Annotated in this window: 28 protein-coding genes; 10 read left to right on the forward strand and 18 right to left on the reverse strand. The window is 70.1% G+C overall.

What is annotated here, in order from left to right; translation table 11 throughout:
* The first annotated feature begins 100 nt into the window (after window positions 1-100).
* Entirely contained in the window at window positions 101-514 is a 414-nt protein-coding gene (locus tag LWP59_RS39195) for a VOC family protein (RefSeq protein WP_144636822.1), read from the forward strand.
* Window positions 515-912: 398 nt separating this feature from the next.
* Here LWP59_RS39195 and LWP59_RS39200 read toward each other — a convergent pair whose 3' ends face one another.
* The 5 genes from LWP59_RS39200 to LWP59_RS39220 all read right to left on the reverse strand — a co-directional run bounded on the left by LWP59_RS39200 (window position 913) and on the right by LWP59_RS39220 (window position 5,902).
* A complete protein-coding gene (locus LWP59_RS39200) occupies window positions 913-1,122 on the reverse strand; it encodes a hypothetical protein (protein ID WP_144636824.1) in 210 nt (69 codons plus the stop codon).
* The gene (locus LWP59_RS39205; RefSeq protein WP_144636826.1) at window positions 1,122-1,814 is read right to left on the reverse strand and encodes a DedA family protein; all 693 of its coding nucleotides are present in this window, start codon (window positions 1,812-1,814) and stop codon (window positions 1,122-1,124) included. Before LWP59_RS39205 ends, LWP59_RS39200 begins: the two co-directional genes overlap by 1 nt.
* A 115-nt stretch (window positions 1,815-1,929) precedes the next feature.
* A complete protein-coding gene (locus tag LWP59_RS39210; protein WP_144636828.1) occupies window positions 1,930-2,751 on the reverse strand; it encodes a YceI family protein in 822 nt (273 codons plus the stop codon).
* Window positions 2,748-5,381, reverse strand: coding sequence for an MFS transporter (locus LWP59_RS39215; RefSeq protein ID WP_144636830.1), 2,634 nt, complete (start codon window positions 5,379-5,381; stop codon window positions 2,748-2,750). The genes LWP59_RS39210 and LWP59_RS39215 overlap by 4 nt, the downstream gene beginning before the upstream one ends.
* Complete coding sequence (locus LWP59_RS39220) at window positions 5,378-5,902, reverse strand: MarR family winged helix-turn-helix transcriptional regulator (protein WP_144636832.1); 525 nt, start codon at window positions 5,900-5,902, stop codon at window positions 5,378-5,380. The genes LWP59_RS39215 and LWP59_RS39220 overlap by 4 nt, the downstream gene beginning before the upstream one ends.
* Window positions 5,903-6,126: 224 nt before the next feature.
* On the opposite strand from LWP59_RS39220, the gene LWP59_RS39225 reads away from it, so the two are divergent.
* On the forward strand, window positions 6,127-6,552 hold the full coding sequence (locus LWP59_RS39225) for a PPOX class F420-dependent oxidoreductase (protein WP_144636834.1): 426 nt from the start codon (window positions 6,127-6,129) through the stop codon (window positions 6,550-6,552).
* 61 nt (window positions 6,553-6,613) lie between these two features.
* Window positions 6,614-8,005 carry an FAD-binding oxidoreductase gene (locus LWP59_RS39230; RefSeq protein WP_144636836.1) on the forward strand — a complete coding sequence of 464 codons (1,392 nt, stop codon included), beginning with the start codon at window positions 6,614-6,616 and terminating at the stop codon, window positions 8,003-8,005.
* 21 nt (window positions 8,006-8,026) lie between these two features.
* Here LWP59_RS39230 and LWP59_RS39235 read toward each other — a convergent pair whose 3' ends face one another.
* The 4 genes from LWP59_RS39235 to LWP59_RS39250 are packed head-to-tail and all read right to left on the reverse strand — an operon-like array spanning window position 8,027 to window position 10,886.
* Complete coding sequence (locus tag LWP59_RS39235; protein WP_144636838.1) at window positions 8,027-8,725, reverse strand: DedA family protein; 699 nt, start codon at window positions 8,723-8,725, stop codon at window positions 8,027-8,029.
* 43 nt (window positions 8,726-8,768) lie between these two features.
* Window positions 8,769-9,083, reverse strand: coding sequence for a hypothetical protein (locus LWP59_RS39240; protein WP_144636840.1), 315 nt, complete (start codon window positions 9,081-9,083; stop codon window positions 8,769-8,771).
* Window positions 9,084-9,136: 53 nt separating this feature from the next.
* Complete coding sequence (gene nagA / locus LWP59_RS39245; protein ID WP_144636936.1) at window positions 9,137-10,261, reverse strand: N-acetylglucosamine-6-phosphate deacetylase; 1,125 nt, start codon at window positions 10,259-10,261, stop codon at window positions 9,137-9,139.
* Between the two features lie 52 nt (window positions 10,262-10,313).
* Window positions 10,314-10,886, reverse strand: coding sequence for a SigE family RNA polymerase sigma factor (locus LWP59_RS39250; RefSeq protein ID WP_144636938.1), 573 nt, complete (start codon window positions 10,884-10,886; stop codon window positions 10,314-10,316).
* Between the two features lie 139 nt (window positions 10,887-11,025).
* Between LWP59_RS39250 and LWP59_RS39255 the strand changes: the two genes are divergently transcribed.
* Complete coding sequence (locus LWP59_RS39255; protein WP_144636842.1) at window positions 11,026-11,301, forward strand: YciI family protein; 276 nt, start codon at window positions 11,026-11,028, stop codon at window positions 11,299-11,301.
* Window positions 11,302-11,319: 18 nt separating this feature from the next.
* On the opposite strand, the gene LWP59_RS39260 is transcribed toward LWP59_RS39255, so the two are convergent.
* On the reverse strand, window positions 11,320-12,198 hold the full coding sequence (locus tag LWP59_RS39260) for an SDR family oxidoreductase (RefSeq protein ID WP_144636856.1): 879 nt from the start codon (window positions 12,196-12,198) through the stop codon (window positions 11,320-11,322).
* A gap of 52 nt (window positions 12,199-12,250) precedes the next feature.
* Window positions 12,251-13,180, reverse strand: a complete 930-nt coding sequence (locus LWP59_RS39265) for an aldo/keto reductase (protein WP_144636858.1) — start codon at window positions 13,178-13,180, stop codon at window positions 12,251-12,253.
* A 53-nt stretch (window positions 13,181-13,233) separates the two neighbouring features.
* Between LWP59_RS39265 and LWP59_RS39270 the strand changes: the two genes are divergently transcribed.
* Window positions 13,234-14,061: an LLM class F420-dependent oxidoreductase gene (locus tag LWP59_RS39270; protein WP_144636940.1), complete on the forward strand. Its 828-nt coding sequence runs from the start codon at window positions 13,234-13,236 to the stop codon at window positions 14,059-14,061.
* A gap of 65 nt (window positions 14,062-14,126) precedes the next feature.
* Entirely contained in the window at window positions 14,127-15,155 is a 1,029-nt protein-coding gene (gene fbaA / locus LWP59_RS39275) for a class II fructose-bisphosphate aldolase (RefSeq protein ID WP_144636860.1), read from the forward strand.
* Here the strand turns inward: fbaA and LWP59_RS39280 are convergent.
* Window positions 15,130-16,248 (reverse strand): hypothetical protein, encoded by a 1,119-nt coding sequence (locus LWP59_RS39280; protein ID WP_144636862.1) that lies wholly within the window; start codon window positions 16,246-16,248, stop codon window positions 15,130-15,132. The genes fbaA and LWP59_RS39280 overlap by 26 nt on opposite strands.
* A gap of 309 nt (window positions 16,249-16,557) precedes the next feature.
* Between LWP59_RS39280 and LWP59_RS39285 the strand changes: the two genes are divergently transcribed.
* The gene (locus LWP59_RS39285) at window positions 16,558-16,971 is read left to right on the forward strand and encodes a DUF3151 domain-containing protein (protein ID WP_144636864.1); all 414 of its coding nucleotides are present in this window, start codon (window positions 16,558-16,560) and stop codon (window positions 16,969-16,971) included.
* A gap of 19 nt (window positions 16,972-16,990) precedes the next feature.
* Here LWP59_RS39285 and LWP59_RS39290 read toward each other — a convergent pair whose 3' ends face one another.
* Window positions 16,991-18,214, reverse strand: a complete 1,224-nt coding sequence (locus LWP59_RS39290; RefSeq protein ID WP_144636866.1) for a lipase family protein — start codon at window positions 18,212-18,214, stop codon at window positions 16,991-16,993.
* 67 nt (window positions 18,215-18,281) lie between these two features.
* On the opposite strand from LWP59_RS39290, the gene LWP59_RS39295 reads away from it, so the two are divergent.
* Together LWP59_RS39295 and LWP59_RS39300 are read left to right on the forward strand one after the other, a co-directional pair.
* Entirely contained in the window at window positions 18,282-18,932 is a 651-nt protein-coding gene (locus LWP59_RS39295) for a TetR/AcrR family transcriptional regulator (protein WP_186383171.1), read from the forward strand.
* Window positions 18,933-18,991: 59 nt separating this feature from the next.
* Window positions 18,992-20,842 (forward strand): FAD/NAD(P)-binding protein, encoded by a 1,851-nt coding sequence (locus tag LWP59_RS39300; protein ID WP_144636868.1) that lies wholly within the window; start codon window positions 18,992-18,994, stop codon window positions 20,840-20,842.
* Here the strand turns inward: LWP59_RS39300 and LWP59_RS39305 are convergent.
* Window positions 20,817-21,455, reverse strand: a complete 639-nt coding sequence (locus LWP59_RS39305; RefSeq protein WP_144636870.1) for an HNH endonuclease family protein — start codon at window positions 21,453-21,455, stop codon at window positions 20,817-20,819. The genes LWP59_RS39300 and LWP59_RS39305 overlap by 26 nt on opposite strands.
* Before the next feature lie 231 nt (window positions 21,456-21,686).
* On the opposite strand from LWP59_RS39305, the gene LWP59_RS39310 reads away from it, so the two are divergent.
* Window positions 21,687-22,916, forward strand: coding sequence for a cytochrome P450 (locus LWP59_RS39310; protein WP_144636872.1), 1,230 nt, complete (start codon window positions 21,687-21,689; stop codon window positions 22,914-22,916).
* Here LWP59_RS39310 and LWP59_RS39315 read toward each other — a convergent pair whose 3' ends face one another.
* From LWP59_RS39315 to LWP59_RS39330, 4 genes are read right to left on the reverse strand one after another with little or no spacing between them, the layout of a single operon-like run.
* Window positions 22,917-24,170 carry a cytochrome P450 gene (locus LWP59_RS39315; protein WP_144636873.1) on the reverse strand — a complete coding sequence of 418 codons (1,254 nt, stop codon included), beginning with the start codon at window positions 24,168-24,170 and terminating at the stop codon, window positions 22,917-22,919.
* Window positions 24,167-24,775: a GTP-binding protein gene (locus LWP59_RS39320; protein ID WP_144636875.1), complete on the reverse strand. Its 609-nt coding sequence runs from the start codon at window positions 24,773-24,775 to the stop codon at window positions 24,167-24,169. The genes LWP59_RS39315 and LWP59_RS39320 overlap by 4 nt, the downstream gene beginning before the upstream one ends.
* Complete coding sequence (locus LWP59_RS39325; protein WP_144636877.1) at window positions 24,756-25,118, reverse strand: DUF742 domain-containing protein; 363 nt, start codon at window positions 25,116-25,118, stop codon at window positions 24,756-24,758. The genes LWP59_RS39320 and LWP59_RS39325 overlap by 20 nt, the downstream gene beginning before the upstream one ends.
* The gene (locus LWP59_RS39330) at window positions 25,115-25,531 is read right to left on the reverse strand and encodes a roadblock/LC7 domain-containing protein (protein ID WP_144636879.1); all 417 of its coding nucleotides are present in this window, start codon (window positions 25,529-25,531) and stop codon (window positions 25,115-25,117) included. Before LWP59_RS39330 ends, LWP59_RS39325 begins: the two co-directional genes overlap by 4 nt.
* Between the last annotated feature and the right edge of the window lie 26 nt (window positions 25,532-25,557).

Here is a 25,557-nt window from a genome sequence, read left to right on the forward strand (position 1 = left end):
GTGAGTAATTCGCGGAGTTGTCCACAGATTCGCGAGAAAGCGTTTACTCACCGCCGCCGTCGGTAGCCTGGCTTGGGGTACACGAAAGGACGGCTGCCGTATGTCCACGCTGACCGGCGTGCATCACCTGGCGCTCACGGTGACGGACGTGGATCGCAGCGTCCCGTGGTACGAGCGGGTCCTGGATCTGAAGGAGGTCGCCCGCCGCGAGGACGCGGAGACCGGGATCCGGAAGGTGGTGCTGCGCGGGCGGGCCGACTCGTTCTCGGTGGTGCTGGTGCAGCACCCGGACACCGAACGCGGCGACTTCGACGAGCGGCGCACGGGGCTCGACCACGTGGCGTTCACGGTGGAGTCGTACGTGGAGCTGAAGGAGTGGGAGAGCAGGCTCGCGGAGTACGGCGTCACGCACACGACCGCGCGGGCGTCACGCACCCTGCCCGGCTCGGCGGTGGTGGTGTTCCGGGATCCGGACGGGATCCAGCTGGAGGTCTGGGCGGACCCGACGTCTTAGCCAAGTACGCCTAGCCGGACGGCCCCCGGCCGCGCGTCCGGGCGCCGGCCGGCGTGGTCGGGGCGCGGCGCGCGAGGTTCAGGCCGGGTAGGGCGCGCTGAACGGGGGCTTCCGCAGGGGCGCGCCGTGGAGGCCACCGCCCCGGAGGCGGCTCCCGCAGCCCCCGCACGCCTCACGACGCTGATGCTCCGGCGGTGGCGCTCGTAGACCCCCGCACGCCCCCGGGAGTCGCGGAGGTAGCGCTCCGGAGGCGGCTCCCGCAGGGGCGCGTCGCGGAAGTCAGCGCTCCGGCAGCAGCTCACGCAGCTCCCGCACGCCCGCGGGTCGCGGAGGCTAGCGCTCCGGCGGCTCCGGCGGCGGCTCACGCAGCCCCGCACGCCGCGCGGGGGTCGCGGAGGCTAGCGCTCCGGCTGCGGCTCCGGTGGCTCCGGCGGCTGCGGCCATGGCTCCGGCGGCGGCTTCGGCAGGCCCTCGAACTCCGGGCTCTCCCCCGGGTACGGCGTGGGCGTTTCCCGCGGGTACTGGTCCGGCGCGTTCTCCGGCTTCTTGCGGCGCGGGAACGGCGGCTGCTCCCCAGGGCGTTCCGGCGGCTGGTCGGGCCTCGGCATCAGGCGGCCTCGCGTAGTTCGGGCCCCGGGTCGGACCGGCCGGTGTCGTCCACCGGGCGGCGCATCTCCTGCCGGTAGCGCACGATGCCGAACACGGTCCCGCCGATGAAGAACGCCACCGACAGCCACATGACGACCGTCTTCAGCCACGGCAGCGCGTCGAGCAGGCCGGCGCCGTAGTAGCCGAGCAGCACCAGCGTCGGCACCCACAGCAACCCGCCGAGGAAGGTGGCCACCAGGAAGCGCCGGGGATCCATCCGGGCCGCGCCCGCGATCAATGGCGCCAGCGTGCGCACCCACGGGATCCAGCGTGCGGCGACGACGGCGAAGAAGCCCTTGCGATCCAGGAACGCCCGTGCCCGGTCCAGGTTGCCGCGGTTGAGCACGCGCCCGCCCCGGCGGGCGATGAACCTGGTGCCGGTGTGTCTGCCGATGTAGTACCCGACCTGGTTGCCGACCACCGCGACCACCAGCGCGGCCAGCGACAGCAGCCAGGCGTTGGCGTCGGCGCCGTGCGAGGCGAGCACCACCCCGGCGGCGAACAGCAGCGAGTCGCCCGGCAGGAACAGGCCGACGATCAGTGCGCATTCCACGAACACGAAACTGAGCACGATCACCCACACCAGCAGCGGGCCGGCGGTGTCCAGCCAGCTCACACCGAGGCCTTCCGAGGCGGCGTAGACGACACTCACGCCGCGAAGCCTACGGGTCGAACGCGAGGCACAGTCATCCGAAGGGTGGATTTGGGGTATCCGTTACCGAATCCCGGGGCAACCGGACCCACGTCCGGCTGCCCCGGGACCGCTGTCACATGGGCGGCAGCGACTCACCCTGAACCAGCTCGACGTCGATTTCGATCTTCACCGTGGTGCCGACCGCGGCGACCCCGGCGCGCACCATCGCGTTGTAGTTGATCGCGAAGTCGTTCCGGTGCAGCTGGGCCTCGGCGTGGAAAGCGGCACGGACGCCGCCCCACGGGTCGGGACCCCAGCCGCCGTAGGACAGGTCGAGCTCGACCGCCCGCCGCTCGCCGTGCAACGTCAGCTCGCCCAGCAGCGTCCACTTGTCCGCGCTGCGCTGGCGCAGACCGGTGCTCTCGAACGCGATCGTCGGGAAGGCGTCGACGTCCAGGAATTCCGGCGAGCGCAGGTGGTCGTCCCGCATCTTGATGCCGCTGTCGAGGCTCGCCGCCTTGATCTCGGCGTGCACGGTGGACTGCTCGGGGGGCCTGCGGACGGTGATCCGGCCACTGACGTCGCTGAACCGGGCCCGGATGCTGGCGATGCCCAGGTGCCGGGCCGTGGCCACGACCGTCGAGTGCATCGGGTCGATCGTCCACGGCCCCGGCGGTGGCAGCTCGACCGAGCCGGCCGCCGGCTGCAGCGGGATCTCCCCGAGCGAACCGGTGCCGTCCGAGCCGATCTGCGCTGTGCGGGCCACCGGGTTGTACCCGGCCGCGGTGAGCACGGCGGTGTAGACGCCAGGGGGCAGCGGCGAGGTGTCCACCGCCCCCTTCGCGTCGGAGACCGCGCGGGCCACCTGCTGGCCGGTCATGTCGGTCACGGTCAGGACCGTGCCCTCGACCGCCCAGCCCTCGGCCGTCTGGATCTGCGCGTGCAACCCACTCATGCCTGCTCGCCACCGAACTCGTCGATCACCTGCTCGTAACCGAGCCGGACGTCGTGCGTGGCCTCCCCGCCCAGCAGGTTGACCTGGCTCGTGGCCGGGGGGTACCCACTCGCGACCACGGTGTAGTCGCCCTCGGGCAGATCGCTCACCACGTACTTGCCCTCGGCGTCCGTCCTGGCGACCGCCGCCACGTTGCCGTCGGTGTCGAGCACCGTGATGCGGGCGTCGGGGACCACGCGGTCACCGTCCGTGCGGGCGGTGCCGGCGAGCACGACCGCCGACGACAGCTCCAGGTCGTGCCGCAGCACGCCGCTGTCGGGCACGGTCAGCATCTCCGCGACCGGGCGCATCCGCTCGGCACTCGCGACCAGGGTGTACACGCCCGCGCCGACCCCGTGGAAGGTGTACACACCCTCCGCGGTCGTGATCGACGCGCCGGTGACCTCGCCGCGCGAGTCGGTCAGGGTGACCGTCGCGCCGGGGAACGGTGTGCCCCGGCCGGCGACCCGGACGACACCGCTCAGCTCACCCGAGCCGATCAGCGTGAGGTCCAGCCGCGCCGGGCCCTGCCCGACCACCACGCTGGAGGCCTGCGGCTGGTGACCGCCGGCCGACACGATCAGCACGTACGTACCCGCGCCGGGCGCGTTGATGGTGTACCCACCGTCACCGCCCGCGGTGCCCCGCGCGACCTGACGGCCACGCTGGTCGATCAGCGTCAACGCCGCACCGAGCACCGAGGAGCCGTCCTGCCTGCGGATGTGCCCGCTGATCGGCTGGCCGTCGGTGTCGATCGAGCTGCTCATCCCGGCCGTCGCGGTGGCGAACGGCGCGGTCTGCGCGGCGAGCTCGTACCTGCCGTGCCCGTTGGTCTCGCCCGGCGCCGAGTGCCGGCCACCGACGAGCACTGGTTCACGGTCCTGGGCGTCGAGCGCCGCGTTCGCGTCGATCCAGGTGTCCGCCTCCATCGCGGCGGCGGCCGGCGCCTGCGCGGCGCTGTCGTTCAGCAGCGCCTCGCCGCCCTCGACCGGCGCGGCCGGGGCCGCCGCCGGGCCGCCGCTGCTCAGCGGGATCTCCCGCATGAACAACAGCACGATGCAAGCCAGCACCGCGAAGGCGGCGGCGACGTAGAACACGCCGTGCATCGAGTTGGTGAAACCGGTCAGGATCGGGTCCTTGAGCGCCGGCGGCAGGTTCTGCAGCCCGGCGGTGTTCGACTGCAGCTGGGTGAGCTGGCTCGCGTCGAACTGCGGGGGCAGCTTGCCGCCGAAGGCGTCGGCGATCCTGCTCGGCAGCAGGTTGAACAGGATCGTCAGGAACACCGCGACACCCAGCGTGCCGCCCATCTGCCGGAAGAACGTGGCGGACGCGGTCGACACACCCATGTCCTTGCGCGGGCCGGCGTTCTGCGCCGCGATGATCAGCGTCTGCATACAGCCACCGAGGCCGAGGCCGATGACCAGCGCGTACGCCAGCGGCTGCCACAGCGGGCTGTCGAAGTGCACCTGCGCGTAGAGCACCGCGCCGAGCGCGATGACCGCCGTGCCGACGATCGGCAGGAACTTGTAGCGACCCGTCTTGGCGGTGACCCGGCCCGAGATCTGCGACCCGGTCATGATGCCCAGCACCAGCGGCAGCATCAGCAGACCCGCCTCGGTGGGCGAGTAGCCGCGGACGACCTGGAAGTACTGCGGAACCATGGTGATCCCGCCGAACATCGCGATACCCACGATCGTGCCGCCGAGGATGACCACGCTGAAGGTGGAGTTCTTGAACAGCCGCAGCGGGATGAGCGCCGCGTCCTTCATCACGTACTCGACGAAGATGAACAGGACCACGCCGAACGCCGCGACGGCGTAGCAGATCACCGACGTGGTGGAGCCCCAGCCCCACGTGCGCCCCTGTTCGGCGACCAGCAGCAACGGCACGACCGCCACGGCCAGGGCGAGTGCGCCGAACCAGTCGATGCGTTGTGGTTGCCTCCGGTGCGGGATGTTGAGCACCTTGGCGACGACGAACAGCGCGGCGATGCCGATCGGCACGTTGATCAGGAACACCCAGCGCCAGCCGTGCAGCCCGCCCAGGGTGTCGAAGCCGGAGAAGAACCCGCCCAGCACCGGGCCGAGGACGGTCGCCGAACCGAAGACCATCATGAAGTAGCCCTGGTAGCGGACCCGCTCACGCGGCGGCACGATGTCGCCGATGATCGTCATGGCCAGCGACATCAGACCACCGGCGCCCAGCCCCTGGAAGGCGCGGAACGCGGCCAGCTCGTACATCGAGGTGGCGAACGTACAGGCCGCCGAGCCGATGACGAACAGGGCGATCGCGGTCAGGTAGAACGGCTTGCGCCCGTAGATGTCGGAGAGCTTGCCGTACAGCGGCGTCGCGATGGTCGCCGTGATCAGGTACGCCGTGGTGGCCCACGCCTGCTCGCTGAACCCGTTCAGGTCGTTGGCGATCTTGACGATCGCGACGCTGACGATGTTCTGGTCGAGCGCGGCGAGGAACATGCCCAGCAGCAGGCCGCTGAGCACGGTCATGATCTGGCGATGGCTGAGCCGTGGCGGCTCGTACGCGGGCGCGGTTCCCCCTGCCGGTGCCGCGGGTTGTCGGGTGGAACTCGTCATGCGTCAGCCCCCTTTGTCTGAGCCGATCCCTGCTCGGCCACGTGCGGAATGCTTGTCTCGATGCCGGCATTGAGCCGGTCCAAGAGCTCGTTCAAGGTCTGCCGGTCCTCCTCCGGCCAGTCGGCCAGCACTTCGGCCAGCCAGTGGTTGCGTTGTTTGCGGTTCTCCTCGAAGACCCGCAACCCCTCGGCGGTGGGCGCCAGCAGGCAGGCCCGCCCGTCCTCCGGGTCGGCCTGGCGCTCGACCAGGCCGTGCTGGACGAGCGAGCTGCTCTGCCTGCTGATCGTGGAGATCTCGGCGTGCAGCGTCTCGGCCAGCTTGCTGGTGCGCTGCGGCCCGTCGTGGATCAGGTGGAACAGAATCGCGTACGCGGCTCGTTCGATGCCGTCCGGACCCTGCTTCGCCACCTGCGACTTGGCCTTGTTGATCAGGCGTACGAAGCGGACCAGCTGCACCCCGAGCTCGTCCGCGACGTCGAGCTCGGCAGCCGTGAAGGCTGCTTCCTGCGTGGCAGGCGCCATGGTCATCACTCTCTTCACGCGCTTAATTGGCCGTTGCAACTAGTTGCCCTAAGCAAGGATGCACCCGAACTGGTTGGTTGCGCCAGTCAAATAACTCGCCATGTGTCGTAAAACACTTTAGTTGCCCAAGGCAACTGAATTACTCTGGGGTGATCTGTCCGGTTCGCCCCGAGCAGCCACTAAGCATGTCCCCAACGGTAGCGCCGGGGTACGACAATCTCGGTATGACCGATGACGCAGCCCTCTTGAAGCTCCTCGCCGACCGCCCCTACGGGGTCCTGGCGACCATCCGGCGCGACGGACGGCCACAACTCTCCAATGTGACCCATTTCTACGAGGCCGAAACCAACAAGATCCTCGTGTCGATCACCGATGGCCGGGCGAAGACACGAAACCTGCGCCGCGACCCCCGCGCGACCTACCACGTCACGACGCCCGACGGCTGGTCCTACGCCGTCGCGGAGGGCACCGCCGAGCTGTCGGCCGTCGCGCAGGACCCGCACGACCAGGCCGTCGAGGAGCTCATCGACCTCTACCGCAAGGTCGGCGGGGAGCACCCGGACTGGGACGAGTACCGCGCGGCGATGGTCGCCGACCGGCGGCTCGTACTGCGGATACCTGTCGAACGGGTCATCGGATCGGTGCGGTGACGAATTCGGAAAACTTCTTCCGCACTGTGGATAAATCCATCTTAGGTCTTACGATGTGTCTATGGGCAACGACGCACTGCTGACAAAGCTCCGGGAAGCACTCGGGAAGGACGCTGTCCTCACCGACACCGACGTCACTGACAGCTACTCACGCGACATGATGCCCCTCGCTCCGTCCGGACGGCCGCTGGCGGTGGTGCTGCCCTCGGACGTGGAAGGGGTCCAGGCGGTGGTGCGGGCCTGTGCGGAGGCGAACGTCCCGATCGTGCCGCGCGGCGCCGGCAGCGGGCTGTCCGGCGCCGCGAACGCGATCGACGGTTGCGTGATCCTGGTGATGACCAAGTTCGACCAGGTGCTCGAGGTCGACTCCGGCAACCGGCTCGCCGTCGTGCAGCCGGGTGTGGTCAACCTCGACTTCCGCAACACCGTGGAGAAGCACGGCCTGTTCTATCCGCCCGACCCGTCCAGCTACGACTGGTGCACCATCGGTGGCAACCTCTCCACCAACGCCGGTGGCCTGTGCTGCGTGAAGTACGGCGTCACCACCGACTCCGTGCTGGGACTGGAGGTCGTGCTCGCGGACGGCTCACTGCTCAGGACCGGGCGGCGCACGGTGAAGGGCGTCGCCGGGTACGACCTGACGAAGCTGTTCATCGGCAGCGAGGGCACGCTCGGCGTCATCACGCAGGCGACGGTCGCGCTCCGCCCGCTGCCGCAGGCCCCGGCCACGCTGGTCGCCGGGTTCGACCACACCGACAAGGCAGGCGAGGCCGTCGCGCGGGTGGTGCGCGAGGGCCTGGTGCCGTCGCTGATGGAGATCATGGACGCCAGCTCGATCAAGGCGGCCGAGCACTACCTCAACACCGACCTCGGTGCCGGGTCCGACTGCCAGGCGCTGCTGCTGTGCCAGTCGGACTCCGGCGGCGAGGCGGCGCGCCACGACTTGGCCGCGCTCGAGCAGATCTGCACCGACTGCGGGGCCACGATGGCCTACGCGACCGACGACCTGGCCGAGGGCAAGATGCTGCTGCAGGCGCGGCGGGTCGTGCTCACCGCGCTGGAGGAGTACGGCGTCTGGCTGACCGACGACGTGTCGGTGCCGCGCACCCGGATCGCCGAGCTCATCCAGGGCTGCGAGCGGATCGGCCAGGAGGTCGGCCTGCGGATCGCGGTCGTCGGGCACGCCGGCGACGGCAACATGCACCCAACGATCGTCTACGCGCCCGACTCCGAGGACGAGTTCGCCCGCGCCCGCAAGGCGTTCGACGACATCCTCGAGCTGGGGCTGTCGCTGGGCGGCACGGTGACCGGCGAGCACGGCGTCGGGAAGATCAAGCGGGAGTGGCTCGAACGCGAGATCGGCCCGGTGGGCATCCGCGTGCACCGGCAGATCAAGCAGGCGCTGGACCCGGAGAACCTGTTCAACCCCGGGTCGATGTTCTCGATGAGCTGACTACGGCGGTGGTCCCGCGGATCAGCGCTCGATCCGCGGGATCTGCTGCGTGGTCTCCGCGTCGGAGGCGGCGGCGAGCTTCTTCCCGCGGCGGTTGCGGGCGTACTCGACGACCAGCGGCACCACCGAGACCAGCACGATCAGGACGAAGATCGCCTCGATGTTGTTCTTGATGAACGAGATGTTGCCCAGCAGGTGACCCAGCGCGGTGATGCCGGCCGCCCAGAGGATGCCGCCGATGATCGTGTAGGTGAAGTACCTCTTCGCGTCCATCCGGCCGACGCCCGCGATCCAGGTGATGAACGTGCGGACGAACGGCACGAAGCGGGCCAGCACGACCGCCTTCGGCCCGTGCTTCTCCAGGAACGCGTGCGTCTTGTCGACGTACTCCTGTTTGAAGAACTTGGAGTCCGGCCGCTTGAACAGCGCCGGCCCCACCTTGTAGCCGATGAAGTAACCGACCGCGTTGCCCAGCAGCGCCGCGACGCTCACCACCAGGCAGACCAGCCACAGCGGGGTGTGGATCGACCCCTGCGCGACGAACAGCCCGGCAGTGAACAACAGCGAGTCACCTGGTAGTACCGGGAAGATGCTGCTCTCGATGAAGATGACCAGGCACAGCCCGACGATGACGTACGCGCCGAACTGGGTCAGCAGGTACTCCGGGTTGAACCACTTGGGCATCAGGGCCAGTGTGGTCGTGGTCTCGGCGAGGATCACACCGTCAAACGGTACAGGGTGACCCTGTGTCGCTCTTGTGGGCTCAAAGGAGAGTTATCAGGCCGATGACGGCGCCGGTGGCGAGACCGAGGAGCACCGCCAGCAGCAGGATCCAGTGCGCGGGCAGGGACAGCACCGGCCCGTCGGCCTTGACGGCGGGGTGACGGACAGTGGGCGGTTCGAGCGCGGCGCGCTCGCGCTCCAGCGCGTTGCCGTCCGCGCCGGACAGCAGGCCGTACTGGGGCGGGAGGCTGGTCGCGGGCGGCTCGGACGCACGGCCGGCGCCGGGCGGGGCACTCCTCGCCTGCGCGCGCAGCGCCTCGGCCAGCAGGCGCTCCGGGTCCTGAAGCTCGCTCACCCTCTTCAGCTTAGTCGGGACACCGGCCGATTCCAGACGCACGCCGGATCCGGTCAGCTCACCCACTCGCCGCCGCGCAGGACGCGGGACGGACGGAGGTCCTCGTCGAGGATGACGATGTCCGCGGTCAGGCCCGTCTCCAGCGAGCCCGTCCGGTCCTCGATGCCGAGCAGCTCCGCGGGACGGCCGGACGTGGCGCGGACCGCGTCGGGGATGCCCAGGCCGGCGCCGCGCACGAGGTTGCGGAAGGCGACGTCCATGGTCAGCGTGCTGCCGGCGAGCGAGCCGGTGTCCGCCAGCGTCGCGACGCCGTCGCGCACGTCGACCTCCAGACGGCCCAGCTGGTACCGGCCGTCGGCCGCGTCCGTCGCCGACATCGCGTCGGTGATCAGCACTGTGCGGCCACGACCGGCGTAGGTCGCGGCCAGGCGCAGAACGGTCGGGTGGACGTGCACGAGGTCGCAGATCAGCTCGACGGTCACCCGCTCGTCGTCCAGCAGCGCGCCGATCGGGCCGGGTTCGCGGTGGTGCAGCGGGCGCATCCCGTTGAACAGGTGTGTGCCGACGGTGGCGCCCGCGTCGATCGCGGGGCGGATCTGCTCCTCGGTGCCGTCGGTGTGCCCGATCGCCGCGATGACGCCGGACTCGGTGAGCTGCCGGACGGCGCGCACGCCGCCCGCCAGCTCCGGCGCGAGCGTCACCATGCGCACGGCGCCGTGCCCCGCGCGGAGCAGCGCGTCGACGGCGGCGGTGTCGGGCTCGAGCAGCACAGCCGGGTCGTGCGCGCCGCAGCGTGCCTCGGCGATGAACGGGCCTTCGAGGTGGACCCCGGCCAGCTCGCCGTCCTCGACCAGCTCACGCAGCGCGGCCAGCTGGTCGACCAGCGACCGGATCGGCTCGGAGACCAGGCTGGCCAGCATCGTCGTGGTGCCGTGCCGCCGGTGCGCGGTGATCGCGCGCTGCAGCTCCTTGGTCTCCGCACTGGAGAACGAGCCGCCCCCGCCGCCGTGGCAGTGCGTGTCGATGAACCCGGGCACGACGAGCGCCCCGCCCAGCTCGACGTGGTCGCCCGGCGGTGGGGTGCCGGTGCCGATGCCAGAGATCCGCCCGTCGGCGACGGCGAGCCAGCCGTCGTCGACGAGTCCTTCGGGTAGCGCAAGTCGCCCGCCGGTCAGCACGAAGTCCGTCACGCACTCCAGCATATATTGGTCTAAACCATGTCTCGCAATTTCAGGCGCTCATCGCCTTCTGTAGCGATTCAAGAGCGCGGCTCGCGGTCGACTTGACAGTGCCCTTCGAGATGCCGGCCGCCTCGGAGATCTCCGCCTCCGACAGTCCACCGTAGTAGCGCAGCACGAGCACCTCGCGCTGGCGGGGCGGCAGCTTCGACAGCGCGCCGACCACGGCCTGGTGCTCGCTGGAGAGCATCGCGAGGCTCTCGGCGGAGCGGGCGTTGACCGCGTGCGGCGGCACGTACTCCCGTGCGGTCTTGCGGCGGCGCAGCACGCTGCGCGAGCCGTTGACCACGGCCGTCCGCAGGTAGCCGACGGCGGCCTGCGCGTCGCGCAGCCTGCTCCAGTTGCGGTACAGCCCGGTGAACGCCTCCTGCACCACGTCCTCCGCGGTCGCCGGCTCGTCGACCAGCAGGATCGCCAGCCGGACCAGGCGCATGCGGTGGGTGCGGTAGAGATCCTCGAGCGTCAGCGGCGCGACGGGCTTTGCGGGGGCCTGCTCCAGCCCGTCGATCGTGCGCAAATGCCCGAGCGTGCGCTCGACGCTGCGCTCCGCGCTGCCGTCCGGCATGTAGTCCTGCCCGTCCTCGACCCTCGTCCGCGCGTTCCCCACAACTGCTTCCACGCGCGCCCAGAGTATCGGGTTGCCTGGCCACGCCATAGTTGCGAACGGGTAGCGTGCGGGCAGAGATCCGAGCCCGGAGGTACGCATGACCTGGTTCCTGGTGGAGACGCGCTATGTGCCCGAAAAGTACGGCGAGGTACGGCCTCGGCACCGGGAGTACCTGCGTGAGCTGGCCGAGAACGGGACCGTGGCGGTGGCCGGCCCGCTCGGCGACGACAGCGGTGGCGTGATCCTGATGCAGGCCGAGGACGAGTCGGCGCTGGAGAAGATCCTCGACGCCGACCCGTACCACCTCGAAGGCGCGCTCGCGCAGCGCACGGTGCGCGAGTACAAGCCGGTGATGGGCACCTGGGTGAAGTAGGGCGCCCAGCCACCCGTCTCAGCGGATGGCGGCCTTCCCACCGTGCCCCGTGACCGCGGCCTCGCGGGCGCCGCGCGCCTCGATGTCCTCGATCGCGGCCTTGTCCGCGGTCGGCATCCGGGTGCGGGCGCCGAGCTCGACGATCGGCGGCAGGAACGAGCGCAGCAGCTTGAGCGCGAGCACCCAGCGCGGCACGTGGATCGTCCGCGCCCGCTTGAGCACGCCGGCCTCGATGAGGTCGAGCGCGACGTCCAGCGGGTAGGTCTTGCCGAGCAGGCCCGGCATGCCCGCGCGCATCTTGCCGAACACCGGGTGCGCGTCGGCGCTCTCCACCAGGTCGGTGCGGATCCACGTCGGGTGCGCGACGCCGACCTTCACGCCGAGGTGCGCGACCTCGGCGCGGAGGCTGTTGCAGAACGCCTCCACGCCGGCCTTCGCCGCGCAGTAGTTGGCCATGCCCGGCGCGTGCGTGATCGCCGCGAGCGAGGAGATCGCCAGCAGGTAGCCCTTGCGCTCGATCACGTGCGGCAGCGTCACCCGGACCGTGCGCCACACGCCGAGCAGGTCCACCTCGATGACCTTCTCGAAGGCCGCCCGGTCGATGGACCGGACGAACCCCGTGGTCGCGATGCCCGCGTTGGCGATGACGATGTCGATCCCGCCGAAGTGCTCGACCACCCCGGCCGTGGCCTTCTCCAGCGCGTCCCAGTCGGTGACGTCGGCTTCCCAGGCGCGCGCCGAGTCCCCGATCCGCTCGGCGACCTTGCGCTGCTCCTCGGCCTCCAGACCGACGAGAGCCACCTTGGCGCCCTGGGCGGCGAGCCGTTCGGCGAGCCCCGCGCCGATGCCGCGCGCAGCTCCGGTGACGAGCACGACCTTGCCGTTTACGTTGGCCATGCTCGCACCGTACCTCAACCTACCGTGAGTAAGCTACTCCTCAGTAGGCAGTTCACGCGGACGCGTCGTCGAGGCTTGCGACGTCGGCGTCGGTCAGCTGCAGCTCGACCGAGGCCAGCAGGTCGCCCAGCTGTTCGACGTTGCGTGCGCTCGCGATCGGCGCCGCGACGGTGGGACGCGCGGCGAGCCACGCGAGCGCGACCGCCGCCGGGGTCGTCCTGTGCGCGGCCGAGATGTCGTCGAGCGCGTCCAGCACCCGCTCGCCGCGGTGGTCGAGGTACGCGACCGCGGCCTCGTTGCGCGGGCTGCCGCTGTCGGTCTCGCGGGAGCGGTACTTTCCGGTCAGGAAGCCCCTGGCCAGCCCGAAGTAGGGCAATGTGGACAGTCCCTCGCGCTGCACGAGCGGCAGCAGGTCCTGCTCGTAGCCCCGCTCCACCAGGTTGTAGTGCGGCTGCAGCGCGACATAGCGGGCCAGGCCCTCGCGGTCCGAAATGGACAGCGCCTCCGCCAGCCGCTCGGCGGTGTAGTTGGACGCGCCGAGATAGCGCACCTTGCCCGCCCGCACCAGCTCGTCGAACGCGCCGAGGGTCTCCTCGAGCGGGACGTCCGCCACGTCCCGGTGCGCGTAGTACAGGTCGATGTGATCGGTCCGCAGGCGGCGCAACGAGTCCTCGGCCGCTTCGCGGATGTTCTTCGCGGACACGCCCGGCCGCGCGGGCCAGCTGCCGACCTTCGTCGCGATCACGATGTCGTCGCGGCGGCCGCGGCCGGCGAGCCAGTTCCCGATGATGGTCTCGGACTCGCCACCCGAATTGCCCGGAACGCGTGCCATGTAGGAGTCGGCGGTGTCGATGAAGTTGCCGCCCGCCGCGGCGTAGGCGTCCAGAACGGCGAAGGACTGCTGCTCGTCCGCCGTCCAGCCGAACACGTTGCCGCCCAGGTTCAGGCCGTACACGTCCAGGTCGCTGTTCCCGATTTTCATGCTTCTCACGCTAACCCGGAATGAACAGCGCGGCGGTCGCGGTTGTCCGGAACATGGTGAACGCACTCGGGAAACTCGGAATCTGGCGGCACCCCACCCAGGTGAGCGACGAGCTCGCCCAGGAGGTGGAGAAACTCGGTTACGGCGCCATCTGGCTCGGTGGCTCGCCGAGCGCCGAACTCGCCGATGTCGACAGGCTGCTCGACGCGACGGACCACATCGTCGTCGCGACCGGCATCGTCAACATGTGGACCGACGACGCGGCACCGGTGGCCGAGTCCTACCACCGGATCGCGGCCAGGCACCCGGGCCGCTTCCTGCTGGGAGTCGGCATTGGCCACCCCGAAGCGGTGAAGGTCTACCAGAAGCCCTACGACAAGATCGTCGAGTACCTCGACCAGCTCGACGAGGCAGGCGTGCCGGTCGAGGACAGGGCGCTCGCCGCGCTGGGCCCGAAGGTGCTCAAGCTCGCCGCCGAGCGCACCGCGGGCGCGCACCCGTACCTGACCACCCCCGAGCACACCCGCCAGGCCCGCGAGATCCTCGGCGAGGGCAAGCTGCTCGTGCCCGAGCACAAGATCGTGCTCGACACCGACCCGGTGCGGGCCCGCGCGGTCGGCCGCCCCCGCGTGCAGAACCCGTACCTGCACCTGACCAACTACGTCAGCAACCTCAAGCGGCTCGGCTTCACCGACGAGGACCTCGCGAACGGCGGAAGTGACCGCCTCGTCGACGCCCTGGTGCTGCACGGCGACGCCTGCCGGATCGCCGAGGGCATCACCGCCCACCTGGACGCGGGCGCCGACCAGGTCGCCATCCAGGCACTCGACGAGGACCCGCTGCCGACCTACCGGGCTGTGGCGCAGGTCCTGCTCTCATAGTGCTGTCACGGCAGACCTCGTACGATTCGGGCAACAAGGCGAACCACCTGCTAGGAGGACCAACGATGCCCATCGCCACCCCCGAGGTCTATGCCGAGATGCTCGACCGGGCCAAGGGAGGCGAGTTCGCCTACCCGGCCATCAACGTGACCTCGTCGGAGACCCTCAACGCCGCCCTGCGCGGTTTCGCCGATGCCGAGAGCGACGGCATCGTCCAGGTCTCCACCGGCGGCGCGGAGTTCGCGTCCGGCACCCGTGTCAAGGACATGGTGACGGGCGCGACCGCGCTGGCCGAGTTCGCACACGTGGTCGCGAAGAAGTACCCGGTCAACATCGCGCTGCACACCGACCACTGCCCCAAGGACAAGCTGGACAGCTACGTCAACCCGCTGATCGCGATCTCCAAGGAGCGGGTGGACCGGGGCGGGAACCCGCTGTTCCAGTCGCACATGTGGGACGGCTCGGCGATCGACCTCGACGAGAACCTGAAGATCGCGGCGGACCTGCTGGATCGGGCGGCCGCGGCGAAGATCATCCTCGAGGTCGAGATCGGCGTCGTCGGCGGCGAGGAGGACGGCGTCTCGAACGAGATCAACGAGAAGCTGTACACCGCCGAGGGCGACTTCCTCAAGACGGTGGACGCGCTGGGCTCGGGCGAGAAGGGCCGCTACCTGCTGGCCGCGACCTTCGGCAACGTGCACGGCGCGTACAAGCCGGGCGCGGTCAAGCTGCGCCCGGACGTGCTCAAGCGCGGCCAGGAGGTCGCGGCGAAGAAGCTGGGCCTCCCCGACGGCTCGAAGCCGTTCGAGCTGGTGTTCCACGGTGGCTCGGGCTCGCTGCTCGAGGAGATCCACGAGGCCGTGTCGTACGGCGTGGTGAAGATGAACGTCGACACCGACACGCAGTACGCGTTCTCGCGGCCGATCGCGGATCACTTCTTCAAGAACTACGACGGCGTGCTCAAGATCGACGGCGAGGTCGGCAACAAGAAGGTCTACGACCCGCGCAGCTACCTCAAGGCCGCCGAGGGCGGGATGGCCGCGCGCGTCGTGGAGGCCGCCGAGAACCTCAAGTCGGCAGGGACGAAGCTCTGACCCGGAGCCTCGTCGCCGTCACCCACCACACCGCGGTGACGGCGACGAGGACCACCGGCAGCGTCCAGTAGGCGATCGGCGGGGCCGCGCCGAACAGTGACTGCAGCCACAGCACCCCGTAGCCGAACGCGGCGACCAGTACCCCGGTGAGCGCGCCCCGGCGGTACCCCAGGTCCGCCGCCAGCCCGACGAACACCAGGTAGAACGGGATCGTCGAGGCGGGGAAGGTGCCGGCCACCAGCAGCGGCCGGATCACCATCCGGTAGGCGACATATGCGCCGGCCACCGCGGTCGCCGCCCACCCGCGGCCGATCGTGTGCCGGGCGAGCAGCAGCACCAGTGCGGACATCCCGATGCCCCACAGCGGGTACACCCAGTCCGCGATCGGCATCGTGAAGTGCAGGACCGCCGCGCGGTCCACGGGATGGCCGATCTGCTGGGCCGCGAAGCTCAGCAGCGAGGGCTCGGCCTCGGGCGCGCCGCGGTCCCAGGCACGCAGGCCGAGGACGCCGTACTCCTGCTGGCCGTTGGGGAAGAACATGTTCTCCAGGAAGAACGCCCACAGCCCGGCCAGCACGAGGGTCCGCACCCGGCCCGGTTCGGCGAACTTCCGCCAGCCGTCGATGACCCCCGCGAGCATGACCGCGGTGCCGAAGTAGAGCAGCAGGTGGGTCGGGCTCCACGCGGTCAGGTCGAGCCCGTTGACCCGGTGGTTGAGCACGTCGAGCGGGGCCGCGATCAGGAACAGCCCGAGCCCGGTCTGCATGAGCCGCAGCGAGCGGCGGTCGCAGCCGAGGCCGGTGAAGCTGTGGATCGCGACGAGCACGATGACGATCCCGGTGCCGACGGTGTTGATCAGGTGCGGCGGCGCGAAGTCGTCCCGGATGAACTTGAAGTGCCACGACACGTCCCAGGACGAGCCGAGCAGCTTGAAGGCCAACGCGACCAGCCACATCGTGTACGCGAACCGCAGCACCCAGGCCGGAGTCGGCTGCCCGGGCCCGCCGCGCTGCCAGTGCAGCCGGAAGAACAGCCTGGTCTTCGCCACGGGGCTGCCCGGAACGACGAGTTCCCCCTGAACCGCCTTCGTCATGGGCACATCATGGCGGGTCGGTTTGCCGGTCTCGACGGCTATGTCCGAAAATCAGGGTTCACCCTGAGGTGTGACGGACTTGCCCCGGCGGTGGCCCGCCGGGCATCGTGTCGGCCCGTGATGCCGAAACGTATGGTCGCCGCCGTCCTGGTCGCCTGCCTCGTGCTCCTCGGCAGCGGGGTCCTCGCGAGCTTCGTGTTCTGACGGAGAGCGGGAAACGGCTTGTCAGACGTGCGGGCGGCGGCGCGAGCTGCGTGCCCACAGCAAGCGGCTTCGCCGCTCAGGAAGCCTTCAGGCAGGATTGACGCCATGACGCACGCCAACCTGCTGGGTCCCGAGCCGACCCTGCTGCCCGACCGCACCGACGCACAGGCCGCCCTCGACGCCGGGACCGATCCCGCCGAGGTCGCCGCCGAGCACCCGGACTTCAGCGAGGCCTGGGCCGCGCTCGGCGAACGCGCGCTGGAAGCCGACGAGGTGGTGGCCGCCTACGCCTACGCGCGCACCGGCTACCACCGCGGCCTCGATCAGCTGCGCCGCTCCGGGTGGAAGGGCTTCGGCCCGGTGCCCTGGAGCCACCGGCCGAACCAGGGCTTCCTGCGCGCGCTGGCCGTACTGGGCAAGGCCGCCCAGCGCATCGGCGAGACCGAGGAGTACGAGCGCTGCCGCAGCTTCCTCGCCGACTCGGACCCGGCCGCCGCCGAGGCGACCGGACTGAAGTGAACCGTCAGCCTGACCATCGTCAGAAGCCTCCACAGTTGTCGGGGGCGGGGACGCCGTGCAGCCGTCCGTCCAGCCAGGCGAAAGCGTCCGGATAGGCGGCCACGGCGCCACCCACGTGGGTCGGCACGGCGAGGGTGTCGAACTGCACCGTCGCGCCCTCGGCGCACCAGTTCCGCGCCATGGTGCGGCCCTGCTCGAACGGCACGATGTCGTCGAGCGCGCTGTGCGCGACCAGCACCGGCGCCGCCGGCGGGGTCAGCCCGATCTGCTGTTCGGCCACCACGGAGGCGAAGGGCGCTTCGCTCAGGTAAGCCGTGATCGGGCGGCCGTCGGTGGTGAGGTCGGCGGTGCGGGTGAAGGCGTGCTTGAGGATCGCGTCACCGGTGCACTCGTTCTCGACCTCGGCCTGCAGCGCCCTGCCCTTCGCGTTGAGCATGTCCGGGATGTCCAACTGCGGGTAGGCGTAGTTCATGCTCGCCACCGCGAACATCAGGAAGCCCACGGCGTAGTGCCCGTCGAGGTTTGCCGCGACCGCGCCGAGATCCGCGGGAACCGCGCCGGCGTAGGCGCCCTTGAGCTTCAGCTCGGGCGCGTAGCCCGGCTGTAGTTCCGCCGCGGCCGCGGAGGCGCCACCACCCTGGGAGTACCCGGAGATCGCGACCGGCCCGTCGTCGGGCAGGCCCGCTTCGGGAAGGCGCTGGGCGGCGCGGATCGCGTCGAGGACGGCGTAGCCCTCGGCCTTGCGGTTGACGTAGGTGTGCACGCCGGGTGTGCCGAGGCCCTCGTAGTCGGTGATCACGACGGCGTAGCCCCGGCTCAGCAGCCCGGAGATGAAGGGGCCCTCGTACTCACCGCCGGTGGCGAGCGCCTTCGACGGCGCGCACTGGTCGCCGAGGCCCTGGGTGCCGGCCGCGTAGCTGATGATCGGCCGGGCGCCAGGGCCGGTCCACGGCAGCGTCGGGGTCAGCACGGTCCCGGTGACGGCGACCGGGTCGCCGTGCGTGTCGGTGCTGCGGTACATGATCCGCTGGACCTTGGCGGGCGCGGGGAGCAGCTTGGTCGGGTCGAGGAAGAACTGCGACGCCTGGTGTCGGATGATGTCGCCCGCAGCACCCGCCGGCAGGGGCGACGGCGGATCGTAGAAGTCGGCGGCACCGGCCGGTGCCGCGCCGACAGTCAGCGAGACGAGGCCGATGACCGTGGTGAGAACTGCCAGAAATCTCCGGCGGGTGGTCAGACGCATGCTCGCTCCCCGATGAGCTAATTTCCGACAGGGTTGTCGAAAAAAGGATCAAGGTGAGGTGGCTAATATGTCAATGCCCCGAAAGCGTGGTCCGGGGCGGCCGCGGAAGGCGCCCGCCGAGGAGCAGCGGGTCCTCGTGCTGTCCGCGGCGCGACAGGTCTTCGCCACCCATGGCGTCCAGGGCGCGACGATCGAGCAGATCGCGCGGCAGGCCGGGCTGACCCGGCAGACGGTCTACGAGTTGTTCGGCGACAAGGGCGAGCTGTTCGAGCGGACCGTCGCGGACACCGAGGAGCTCGCCTTCGCGACCATCGCCGAGCGCGGCTCCGGCGACGCCGACCTCGACCTGAAGTCCTGGGCGTACAAGAACTACGCCTCCATGTTCGCGTTCGTCGCCGAGCATCCCGACGCGCTGCCGGTGCTGCAGGAGGCCGAGCGCGCGGGCAACCCCGCCATGACGCGGCTGCGTTCGCGGCTCGCCGAGGTCTACACCGCCGCGAGCCGGGAACGCTGGGCGGCGTTCGGCATCGAGCCGGGGCGCGCGGACACCGCGTTGGTCACGATGTACTTCGCGATGACCGAGGCGCTGGTCAACCTGTCCTGGCCCGGCGCGGCGCCCGACCGGGACGCCCTGATCACGCTGCTCACGGAGTTCACCGTCGGCGGCGTCATGCGGCTCTACAGCCACGCCCCGGAGGTCCTGGACCGGATGCGCTGAGCGCGTCCACATCGCGGACCCGGCGGCGCGCCCCCGGAATTCGCCGTAGCTTCGGGCTCATGGCGCCTTGTCAGCTCGCGATCGTCGGCGCGGGGCCGCGCGGGGTCGGCGTGCTGGAGCGGATCTCCGCGAACGCCGCCGAACTGCTCGGCGAGGACGGTCTCGTGGTGCACCTGATCGACCCGTTTCCGCCCGGCCCTGGCCGGATCTGGCGGTACGAGCAGTCGCCGCTGCTGCGGATGAACTCGATGACCGAGGACGTCACGATGTTCACCGACGACAGCGTCCGGATCGCGGGGCCGGTGCGGCCAGGGCCGTCGCTGTCGGAGTGGGTCGAGCTGCTGCGCTCCGGCGAGCTGCGGCATGAGGTCGCCGAGGACCTGCACGACGAGCTCGACGAGCTGGCGAACACGTCGTTTCCCACGCGGCGACTGCAAAGCGCGTACCTGGCGTGGGTGTACCGGCTGGTGCTGGACGAGCTGCCCGCCGGGATCGAGGTCGTCGAGCACCGGACGCGGGCCACGCGCATAGAGGAAGGCCGGGTATGGCTAGAAACCGGTGAGGCCGTGCCTGCCGACCTGGTGCTGCTGACGGTCGGGCACCTCGACGCGGAGCCCGACGCGGCCGCCGCCGGGCTGGTCGAGTTCGCCGAGCGGCACGGGCTTTCCTACTACCCCGCCGGCTACACGGCGGACATCGACTACGACGCCGTCCCGCCCGGGGAGCACGTCCTGGTGCGCGGGTTCGGGCTCGCGTTCGTCGACCTGATGCTCCTGCTCACCGAGGGCCGCGGCGGCCGGTTCACCGAGCAGGACGGCGGCGGGCTGGTCTACCACCCGAGCGGGCGCGAGCCGGTGCTGCACGTCGGTTCCCGTCGCGGCGTGCCGTACCACGCGAAGCCGGGCTACCGGCTGCAGGGCGAACCGTTGCGGCTGCCCAGATTCTTCGACCACGAGGCGATCGAAGGCCTCGGCGAAGGGCTGTGTTTCTTGAGCGACGTGTGGCCGCTCGTCGCGAAGGAGGTCGCCTGGGGCTACTACAGCGAGCTGTTCACCGGGCATCCGGACCGGGTCCGGCTCGGCTTTGCCGAGTTCGACTCGCGCTTCGCCGAACTCCCTTGGGACAGCGAGGAAATGCGCCTGCTGGTCGAGCGCGCGGTGCCCGCGGAGGAGGACCGGCTGGACCTCAACCGGATCGACCGGCCCCTGGCGGGCGAACGGTTCGACGACGCCGAGGAGTTCGGCAAGTACCTGCGCGAGTACGTCGAGGCCGATCTCGCCCGGCGCGCGGACCCCGCCTTCAGCGCGGATCTCGGCGGCTTCATGGCATTGCTGTCGGTGGTCCACCAGCTGCCCCTGCTCGCCGACTCCGGAAAGCTCGAACCGGCCTCACAGGTGTCCGATGTGGACGGATGGTTCCACGGGTTCTTCAGCTTCTACGCCAGCGGCCCGCCGCCGCGGCGGCTGGAGGAGCTGCTCGCACTGGAGCAGGCGGGGCTGGTTTCCTTCGCCGGTGCGGAAATGCGGGTGACCGCCGAGCGCGGGCGGTTCGTGGTGAGCAGCTCCAGCTTCCCCGGGGATGTCGAGGCACGGACGCTGATCGAGGCACGGCTGCCGAACGCGAGTGTCGGCCTCGCGTCCGACGCCCTGATCCGGTCGCTGCGGGATTCCGGACAGCTGACCGAGGAGCTCGTCCTCGGCCTGCCCTCCGGACGCATCCACACGAGGCTTTCCGACGGTCGCCTGCTCAAGGCCGACGGCACGCCGCACGAACGATGGTTCTCGCTCGGACCGCACACGAGTGCCCGGTCCGCGGCGGCGTTCACCCGGCCCCGGATCAACGCCCTGCCACTGCGTCAGAACGACGCCGTGGCCCGCGAGATCCTCAGCATCGGCCGAGCATGTCGGTGAGCGCGGACTTCTCGGCGGAGTTGACCGACAGCTTCCAGGTGTACTTCACCTTGATCCACATCTCGGCGTAGGTGCACCAGTAGCTCGTCAGCGGCGGCTTCCAGGTGTCGGGCGAGGCATCGCCCTTCGACTGGTTCACGTTGTCGGTGACGGCGATCAGCTGCGGGTCGCTCAGGTCGTTGGCGTACGCCTGCCGCTGCGCGGTGGTCCACGAAGAGGCGCCGGTGCGCCACGCGTCCGCGAGCGGCACGACGTGGTCGATGTCGACGTCGGACGCGGCGGTCCAGGTCGCGCCGTCGTACGGGCTGTACCAGCTGCCCGAGGTCGGGTAGCAGTCCGAGCCGGTGGCGACGCCGGTACCGTCGCGCTTGAGCACGACTTCCCGGGTGTCACAGCTGTTGCCCTGGTCGATCCAGTGCGGGAACTTGTCGCGGGAGTAACCGTCCTGGCTGCCGTCGGCCTTGACGGTCAGCGCGGCGAGCTCGGTGTGGGCGGTGGACTCGGTGGGAATGCCGGGCGGTGTCGCGAGCGCGCTGCCGGTGAACCCGGCGGTGACGGCCACTGACGCGACGACAACGGTGAGTGTGCGGCGGAGGGAGCGGGAACCAGGCATGCGGGGAGCGTGACCCACGAAAGTGGCCACGACAATACTTGTGGGTGATTTACCGACGTCCGTAGGGTTTACGGCCCGTAATCGAAAGCGCTTTCCTTCGAATGGACCAGTAGGTGCGCAGTGAGTGATGACCGGCTGAGCCAACAGTTTGGAGTTCGCCTCGACCTGTCAGACGAATGGAGTGCCGTCGCTAGCCTGGAAATTCCATCCAGAGTAGATCGAGGGAGCGTCATGCCCACGGCTGACGGAGCACCTGACATCCTGTCCGCGGAGTTCGCCGAAAATCCCTACGCCGCTTATCGGATCATGCTGGACAAGCAGCCGCTGATCTGGCATGAGCCGACCCAGAGCTACCTCGTCTCGCGTTACGAGGACGTTGCCCGCGCCTTCAAGGAACCGGCGTTCACCACCGACAACTACGACTGGCAGCTGGAACCCGTGCACGGCCGGACGATTCTGCAGATGAGCGGGCGTGAGCACTCGGTGCGCCGGGCGCTGGTGGCACCCGCGTTCCGCGGCAGCGAGCTCGAGCAGAAGTTCCTGCCGGTCATCGAACGCAACGCGCGCGAGCTGATCGACTCCTTCCGCGACCGCGGTTCGGTCGACCTGGTCGCCGACTTCGCACAGCACTTCCCGATCAACGTCATCGTGGACATGCTCGGCCTCGACCGCGCCGAGCACGCGCGGTTCCAGCGCTGGTACACCTCGATCATCGCGTTCCTCGGCAACCTCAGCCAGGATCCGGACGTCGCCGCCGACGGCCTGCGCACGCGCGAAGAGCTGGCCGAGTACCTGATCCCGGTCATCCGTGAGCGCCGGCAGCACCTCGGCGAGGACCTGCTCTCGACGCTGTGCGCGGCCGAGGTCGACGGCACCTCGATGAGCGACGAGGACATCAAGGCGTTCTGCAGCCTGCTGCTCGCGGCAGGCGGGGAGACGACGGACAAGGCGATCGCGAGCGTGTTCAAGAACCTGCTCGAGCATCCCGAGCAGCTCGAAGCCGTCCGCGCCGACCGGAGCCTGATCCCTCGCGCGTTCGCGGAAACCCTGCGCTACACCCCGCCGGTGCACATGATCATGCGCCAGCCCGCCGAGGACATCGAGCTGAGCACGGGCACCGTGCCCAAGGGCAGCACCGTCACCTGCCTGATCGGCGCCGCGAACCGCGACCCCCGCCGGTTCGCGAAGCCCGACGAGTTCGACGTCTTCCGCACCGACCTGCCAACGGAAACCGCTTTCTCGGCGGCGGCCAGCCACCTGTCCTTCGCGCTGGGACGGCATTTCTGCGTGGGCGCGCTGCTGGCCAAGACCGAGATCGAGGTCGGCATGGACCAGCTGCTCGACGCGATGCCCGACGCCCGCCTCGCCGACGGCACGCCGCCGGTCGAGCAGGGCCTGTTCACCCGGGGGCCGGCGGCGCTGCCGATCACCTTCACCCCGAGGATTCCCGCGCCCGCCTGATCACCAGGGCCGGGCCGCCGCGGACATGCCCGCCTGCGCCGCGACGTAGGTGGGCGTGAACCTCACCGGCAGCCGCTCCAGGCCGCGCATCCACACCGAGGGGTGCCACAGCAGCTCCTCCACGGGCACCGCGAGCTCCAGGTCCGGCAACCGGTCGAGCAGCACCTCGACGGTGGTCTTGGCGATCACCTCGGCGACCTCGGGCGCGGGGTACGGGCAGCCGTGCTCCCCGTGCCCGAACGACATGTGCGCCTGGTTGCCGGCCGAGCCCGCGTCGGAGTCCGGGCGCACCAGCGGATCGGAGTTGGCCGCGGCGAGCCCGAGCACCAGCAGGTCCCCGGCGCGGACCCGCTGGCCGCCGAGCTGGGTGTCGCGGGTGGCGAAGCGGCCGATGAAGTTCTGGGTCGGGGTGTCCTGCCACAGCACCTCGTTGAGCGCCTGCCCGACGCTGCCGCGCCCGCCCGACAGCGTCATCGCGAACCGGGCATCGGTGAGCATCAGGCGGATCGTGTTGCCGATCCAGTTCGCCGTCGGCTGCTGCGCGGCCGCGGTCACCACCAGCAGGTCCAGCACGATCTCCTCGTCGGAGAGGTTCGCCGGGTGCTGGATGAGCAGGGACGGGATGTCCGGGCCCGGCTGCTCGTGCTTCTGCGCGAGCAGCCGCTGCATCGCCGCCTGCACCCGCAGGTGCGCCGGGATCGCGTCCGGGCCGACGTCGAGCGAGATCGCGATGTCGCGCACCAGTTCCGGCACCTCGTGCGGCGGCAGGCCGTACATGTACGCGATCACCAGCAGCGGCATGCGGATCGCGTACTGCGCGACGAGGTCGGCCTCGCCGGTGCCGGCGAAGGAGTCGATGAGCCCGTCCGCGAGTCGCTCGCACTGCGCGCGCAGCTCGAACTGGTCGACGGCGCCGAGCGCGTCGCCGATCGCACCCGCGCGGCGGCGGTGCTCGGGCCCTTCGGTGAACATCACCGACGGGTTGTGCGCCACGTAGGGCAGCAGCGGCCAGTCGTCCGGGATCCGCTCCCACATGTTCCACCGGCGGGTGTCCCGCGCGAACAGTTGCGAGTCGTCGGACACCTGGTGGATCTCGCGGTAGCCGGAGACGAACCAGGCCGGGATGTCCCCGTCGAGCAGGACCGGGGCGACGGGTCCGTAGTCGCGGCGGATCGTTTCGTACAGCGCGGCCGGGTCCTGCTGGAAGCGCGGCCCGTACAACCGCAGCGGGGCGGGGTTGGGTGTTTCGCTCATGATGCGGTCTTCCGTGCGGAGGAGAGGGCGTAGAGGTGGTTGACGAGCGCGATCAGCACCTGCTTCGCGGACTCGCGGTCACGCGCGTCGCAGTCGATCAGCGGGACGTGCTCGGACAGGGTGAGCGCCTCGCGCACCGCGCCGAGGTCGTGCCGCGGTGGCTCGAAGTTGTTGCGCGCCACGATGAAGGGCGTGCCGTGGTGTTCCAGCCGGTCGATCGCGTACCAGGAGTCGGCCAGCCGCCGGGCGTCCACGAGCACGACCGCGCCGAGCGTGCCCGCGAACAGCCGGTCCCAGAGGAACCAGAAGCGTTCCTGGCCCGGCGCGCCGAACAGGTACAGCACCATCTGCTCGTTCAGGCTGATCCGGCCGAAGTCGAACGCGACGGTCGTGGTGGTCTTGCCGTAGGCGCCGGCGTTGGCGTCGATGCCGAGGCCGGCCTGGGTCATCGTCTCCTCGGTGCTCAGCGGCCGGATCTCGCTGACCGAGCGGACCATCGTCGTCTTGCCGACCCCGAAGCCGCCGACGACGACGATCTTGAGTCCGTCCGTCGCGGTACTGCGCAGCGGGGTGCGCACCGGCTGATCAGAGATTTTGGAGTCCAACGAGCACCTTCTTCAGGAAATCGGCGTCGGGCAGTTCGGCGCCCGGCCGGGACGCGGCGGACGGGTGACGCGCGGAGACCGCGCCACCGGCCAGCAGATCGGCCAGCAGGATCTTCACCACGCTCACCGGCAACGAGAGCTCCGAGGAGAGTTCCACGACCGCGGTCGGGAATCGACAAATATGAAGGATTTTCACGTACTCGGACTGCATGCCCGGCACCGGGTCGGCCTCGCTCACGATCAGCGTGACGAGATCCAGATCCGCCTCCGCAGCCCGGCTGCGCCCGCCGGTCACGGTGTAGAGGCGATCCGGGTCCTCGTCGTTGACCGCCCGCGAGATCATGCGGGATGGCTGGGCTGGAACTGACGGGGCGGCGAGGTCAGGAAGGTCCCGATCTGCTCGACGAGCTCGTCCATGTTGTGCCCGATGAGCCCGACGTCGGCGTCGTCGGCGGCGAGCACCGCCAGGTGCGCGCCCTCCCCGGCCTCCACGATGAACAGCAGTCCGCCGTGGAACTCGGTCATCGACTGCCGCACACCGCCGCTGCCGTCGCCGAACTCCACGGAGGCGCCGTGCGCCAGGGACTGCACGCCGGCGGCGATGGCCGCCAGCTGGTCGGCCTTGTCCACCGACAGACGATGGGTGTGACAGAGCTTGAGCCCGTCCTTCGACAGCACCAGGGCGTGCGTCGCGCCCGGGGTGTTGTCCACCAGGTTCTCCAGTAGCCACTCGAGGCTGGGGTCTGCTGAGTTCATCGACGTTCCGGGGCGGCGACCCCGCA

This window comes from Amycolatopsis acidiphila (genome assembly GCF_021391495.1).
In the GTDB taxonomy this organism is placed as follows: domain Bacteria; phylum Actinomycetota; class Actinomycetes; order Mycobacteriales; family Pseudonocardiaceae; genus Amycolatopsis_E; species Amycolatopsis_E acidiphila.

Excerpts from the sequence above, each read along its gene's own strand:
- LWP59_RS39195 (WP_144636822.1), top strand. The coding sequence starts at position 101 with ATGTCCACGCTGACCGGCGTGCATCACCTGGCGCTCACGGTGACGGAC.
- LWP59_RS39200 (WP_144636824.1), bottom strand. The coding sequence starts at position 1,122 with ATGCCGAGGCCCGACCAGCCGCCGGAACGCCCTGGGGAGCAGCCGCCG.
- LWP59_RS39210 (WP_144636828.1), bottom strand. The coding sequence starts at position 2,751 with ATGAGTGGGTTGCACGCGCAGATCCAGACGGCCGAGGGCTGGGCGGTC.
- LWP59_RS39215 (WP_144636830.1), bottom strand. The coding sequence starts at position 5,381 with ATGACGAGTTCCACCCGACAACCCGCGGCACCGGCAGGGGGAACCGCG.
- LWP59_RS39220 (WP_144636832.1), bottom strand. The coding sequence starts at position 5,902 with ATGGCGCCTGCCACGCAGGAAGCAGCCTTCACGGCTGCCGAGCTCGAC.
- LWP59_RS39225 (WP_144636834.1), top strand. The coding sequence starts at position 6,127 with ATGACCGATGACGCAGCCCTCTTGAAGCTCCTCGCCGACCGCCCCTAC.
- LWP59_RS39230 (WP_144636836.1), top strand. The coding sequence starts at position 6,614 with ATGGGCAACGACGCACTGCTGACAAAGCTCCGGGAAGCACTCGGGAAG.
- LWP59_RS39250 (WP_144636938.1), bottom strand. The coding sequence starts at position 10,886 with ATGCCGGACGGCAGCGCGGAGCGCAGCGTCGAGCGCACGCTCGGGCAT.
- LWP59_RS39255 (WP_144636842.1), top strand. The coding sequence starts at position 11,026 with ATGACCTGGTTCCTGGTGGAGACGCGCTATGTGCCCGAAAAGTACGGC.
- LWP59_RS39260 (WP_144636856.1), bottom strand. The coding sequence starts at position 12,198 with ATGGCCAACGTAAACGGCAAGGTCGTGCTCGTCACCGGAGCTGCGCGC.
- LWP59_RS39265 (WP_144636858.1), bottom strand. The coding sequence starts at position 13,180 with ATGAAAATCGGGAACAGCGACCTGGACGTGTACGGCCTGAACCTGGGC.
- LWP59_RS39270 (WP_144636940.1), top strand. The coding sequence starts at position 13,234 with ATGGTGAACGCACTCGGGAAACTCGGAATCTGGCGGCACCCCACCCAG.
- fbaA (WP_144636860.1), top strand. The coding sequence starts at position 14,127 with ATGCCCATCGCCACCCCCGAGGTCTATGCCGAGATGCTCGACCGGGCC.
- LWP59_RS39280 (WP_144636862.1), bottom strand. The coding sequence starts at position 16,248 with ATGACGAAGGCGGTTCAGGGGGAACTCGTCGTTCCGGGCAGCCCCGTG.
- LWP59_RS39285 (WP_144636864.1), top strand. The coding sequence starts at position 16,558 with ATGACGCACGCCAACCTGCTGGGTCCCGAGCCGACCCTGCTGCCCGAC.
- LWP59_RS39290 (WP_144636866.1), bottom strand. The coding sequence starts at position 18,214 with ATGCGTCTGACCACCCGCCGGAGATTTCTGGCAGTTCTCACCACGGTC.
- LWP59_RS39295 (WP_186383171.1), top strand. The coding sequence starts at position 18,282 with ATGTCAATGCCCCGAAAGCGTGGTCCGGGGCGGCCGCGGAAGGCGCCC.
- LWP59_RS39300 (WP_144636868.1), top strand. The coding sequence starts at position 18,992 with ATGGCGCCTTGTCAGCTCGCGATCGTCGGCGCGGGGCCGCGCGGGGTC.
- LWP59_RS39305 (WP_144636870.1), bottom strand. The coding sequence starts at position 21,455 with ATGCCTGGTTCCCGCTCCCTCCGCCGCACACTCACCGTTGTCGTCGCG.
- LWP59_RS39310 (WP_144636872.1), top strand. The coding sequence starts at position 21,687 with ATGCCCACGGCTGACGGAGCACCTGACATCCTGTCCGCGGAGTTCGCC.
- LWP59_RS39315 (WP_144636873.1), bottom strand. The coding sequence starts at position 24,170 with ATGAGCGAAACACCCAACCCCGCCCCGCTGCGGTTGTACGGGCCGCGC.
- LWP59_RS39325 (WP_144636877.1), bottom strand. The coding sequence starts at position 25,118 with ATGATCTCGCGGGCGGTCAACGACGAGGACCCGGATCGCCTCTACACC.
- LWP59_RS39330 (WP_144636879.1), bottom strand. The coding sequence starts at position 25,531 with ATGAACTCAGCAGACCCCAGCCTCGAGTGGCTACTGGAGAACCTGGTG.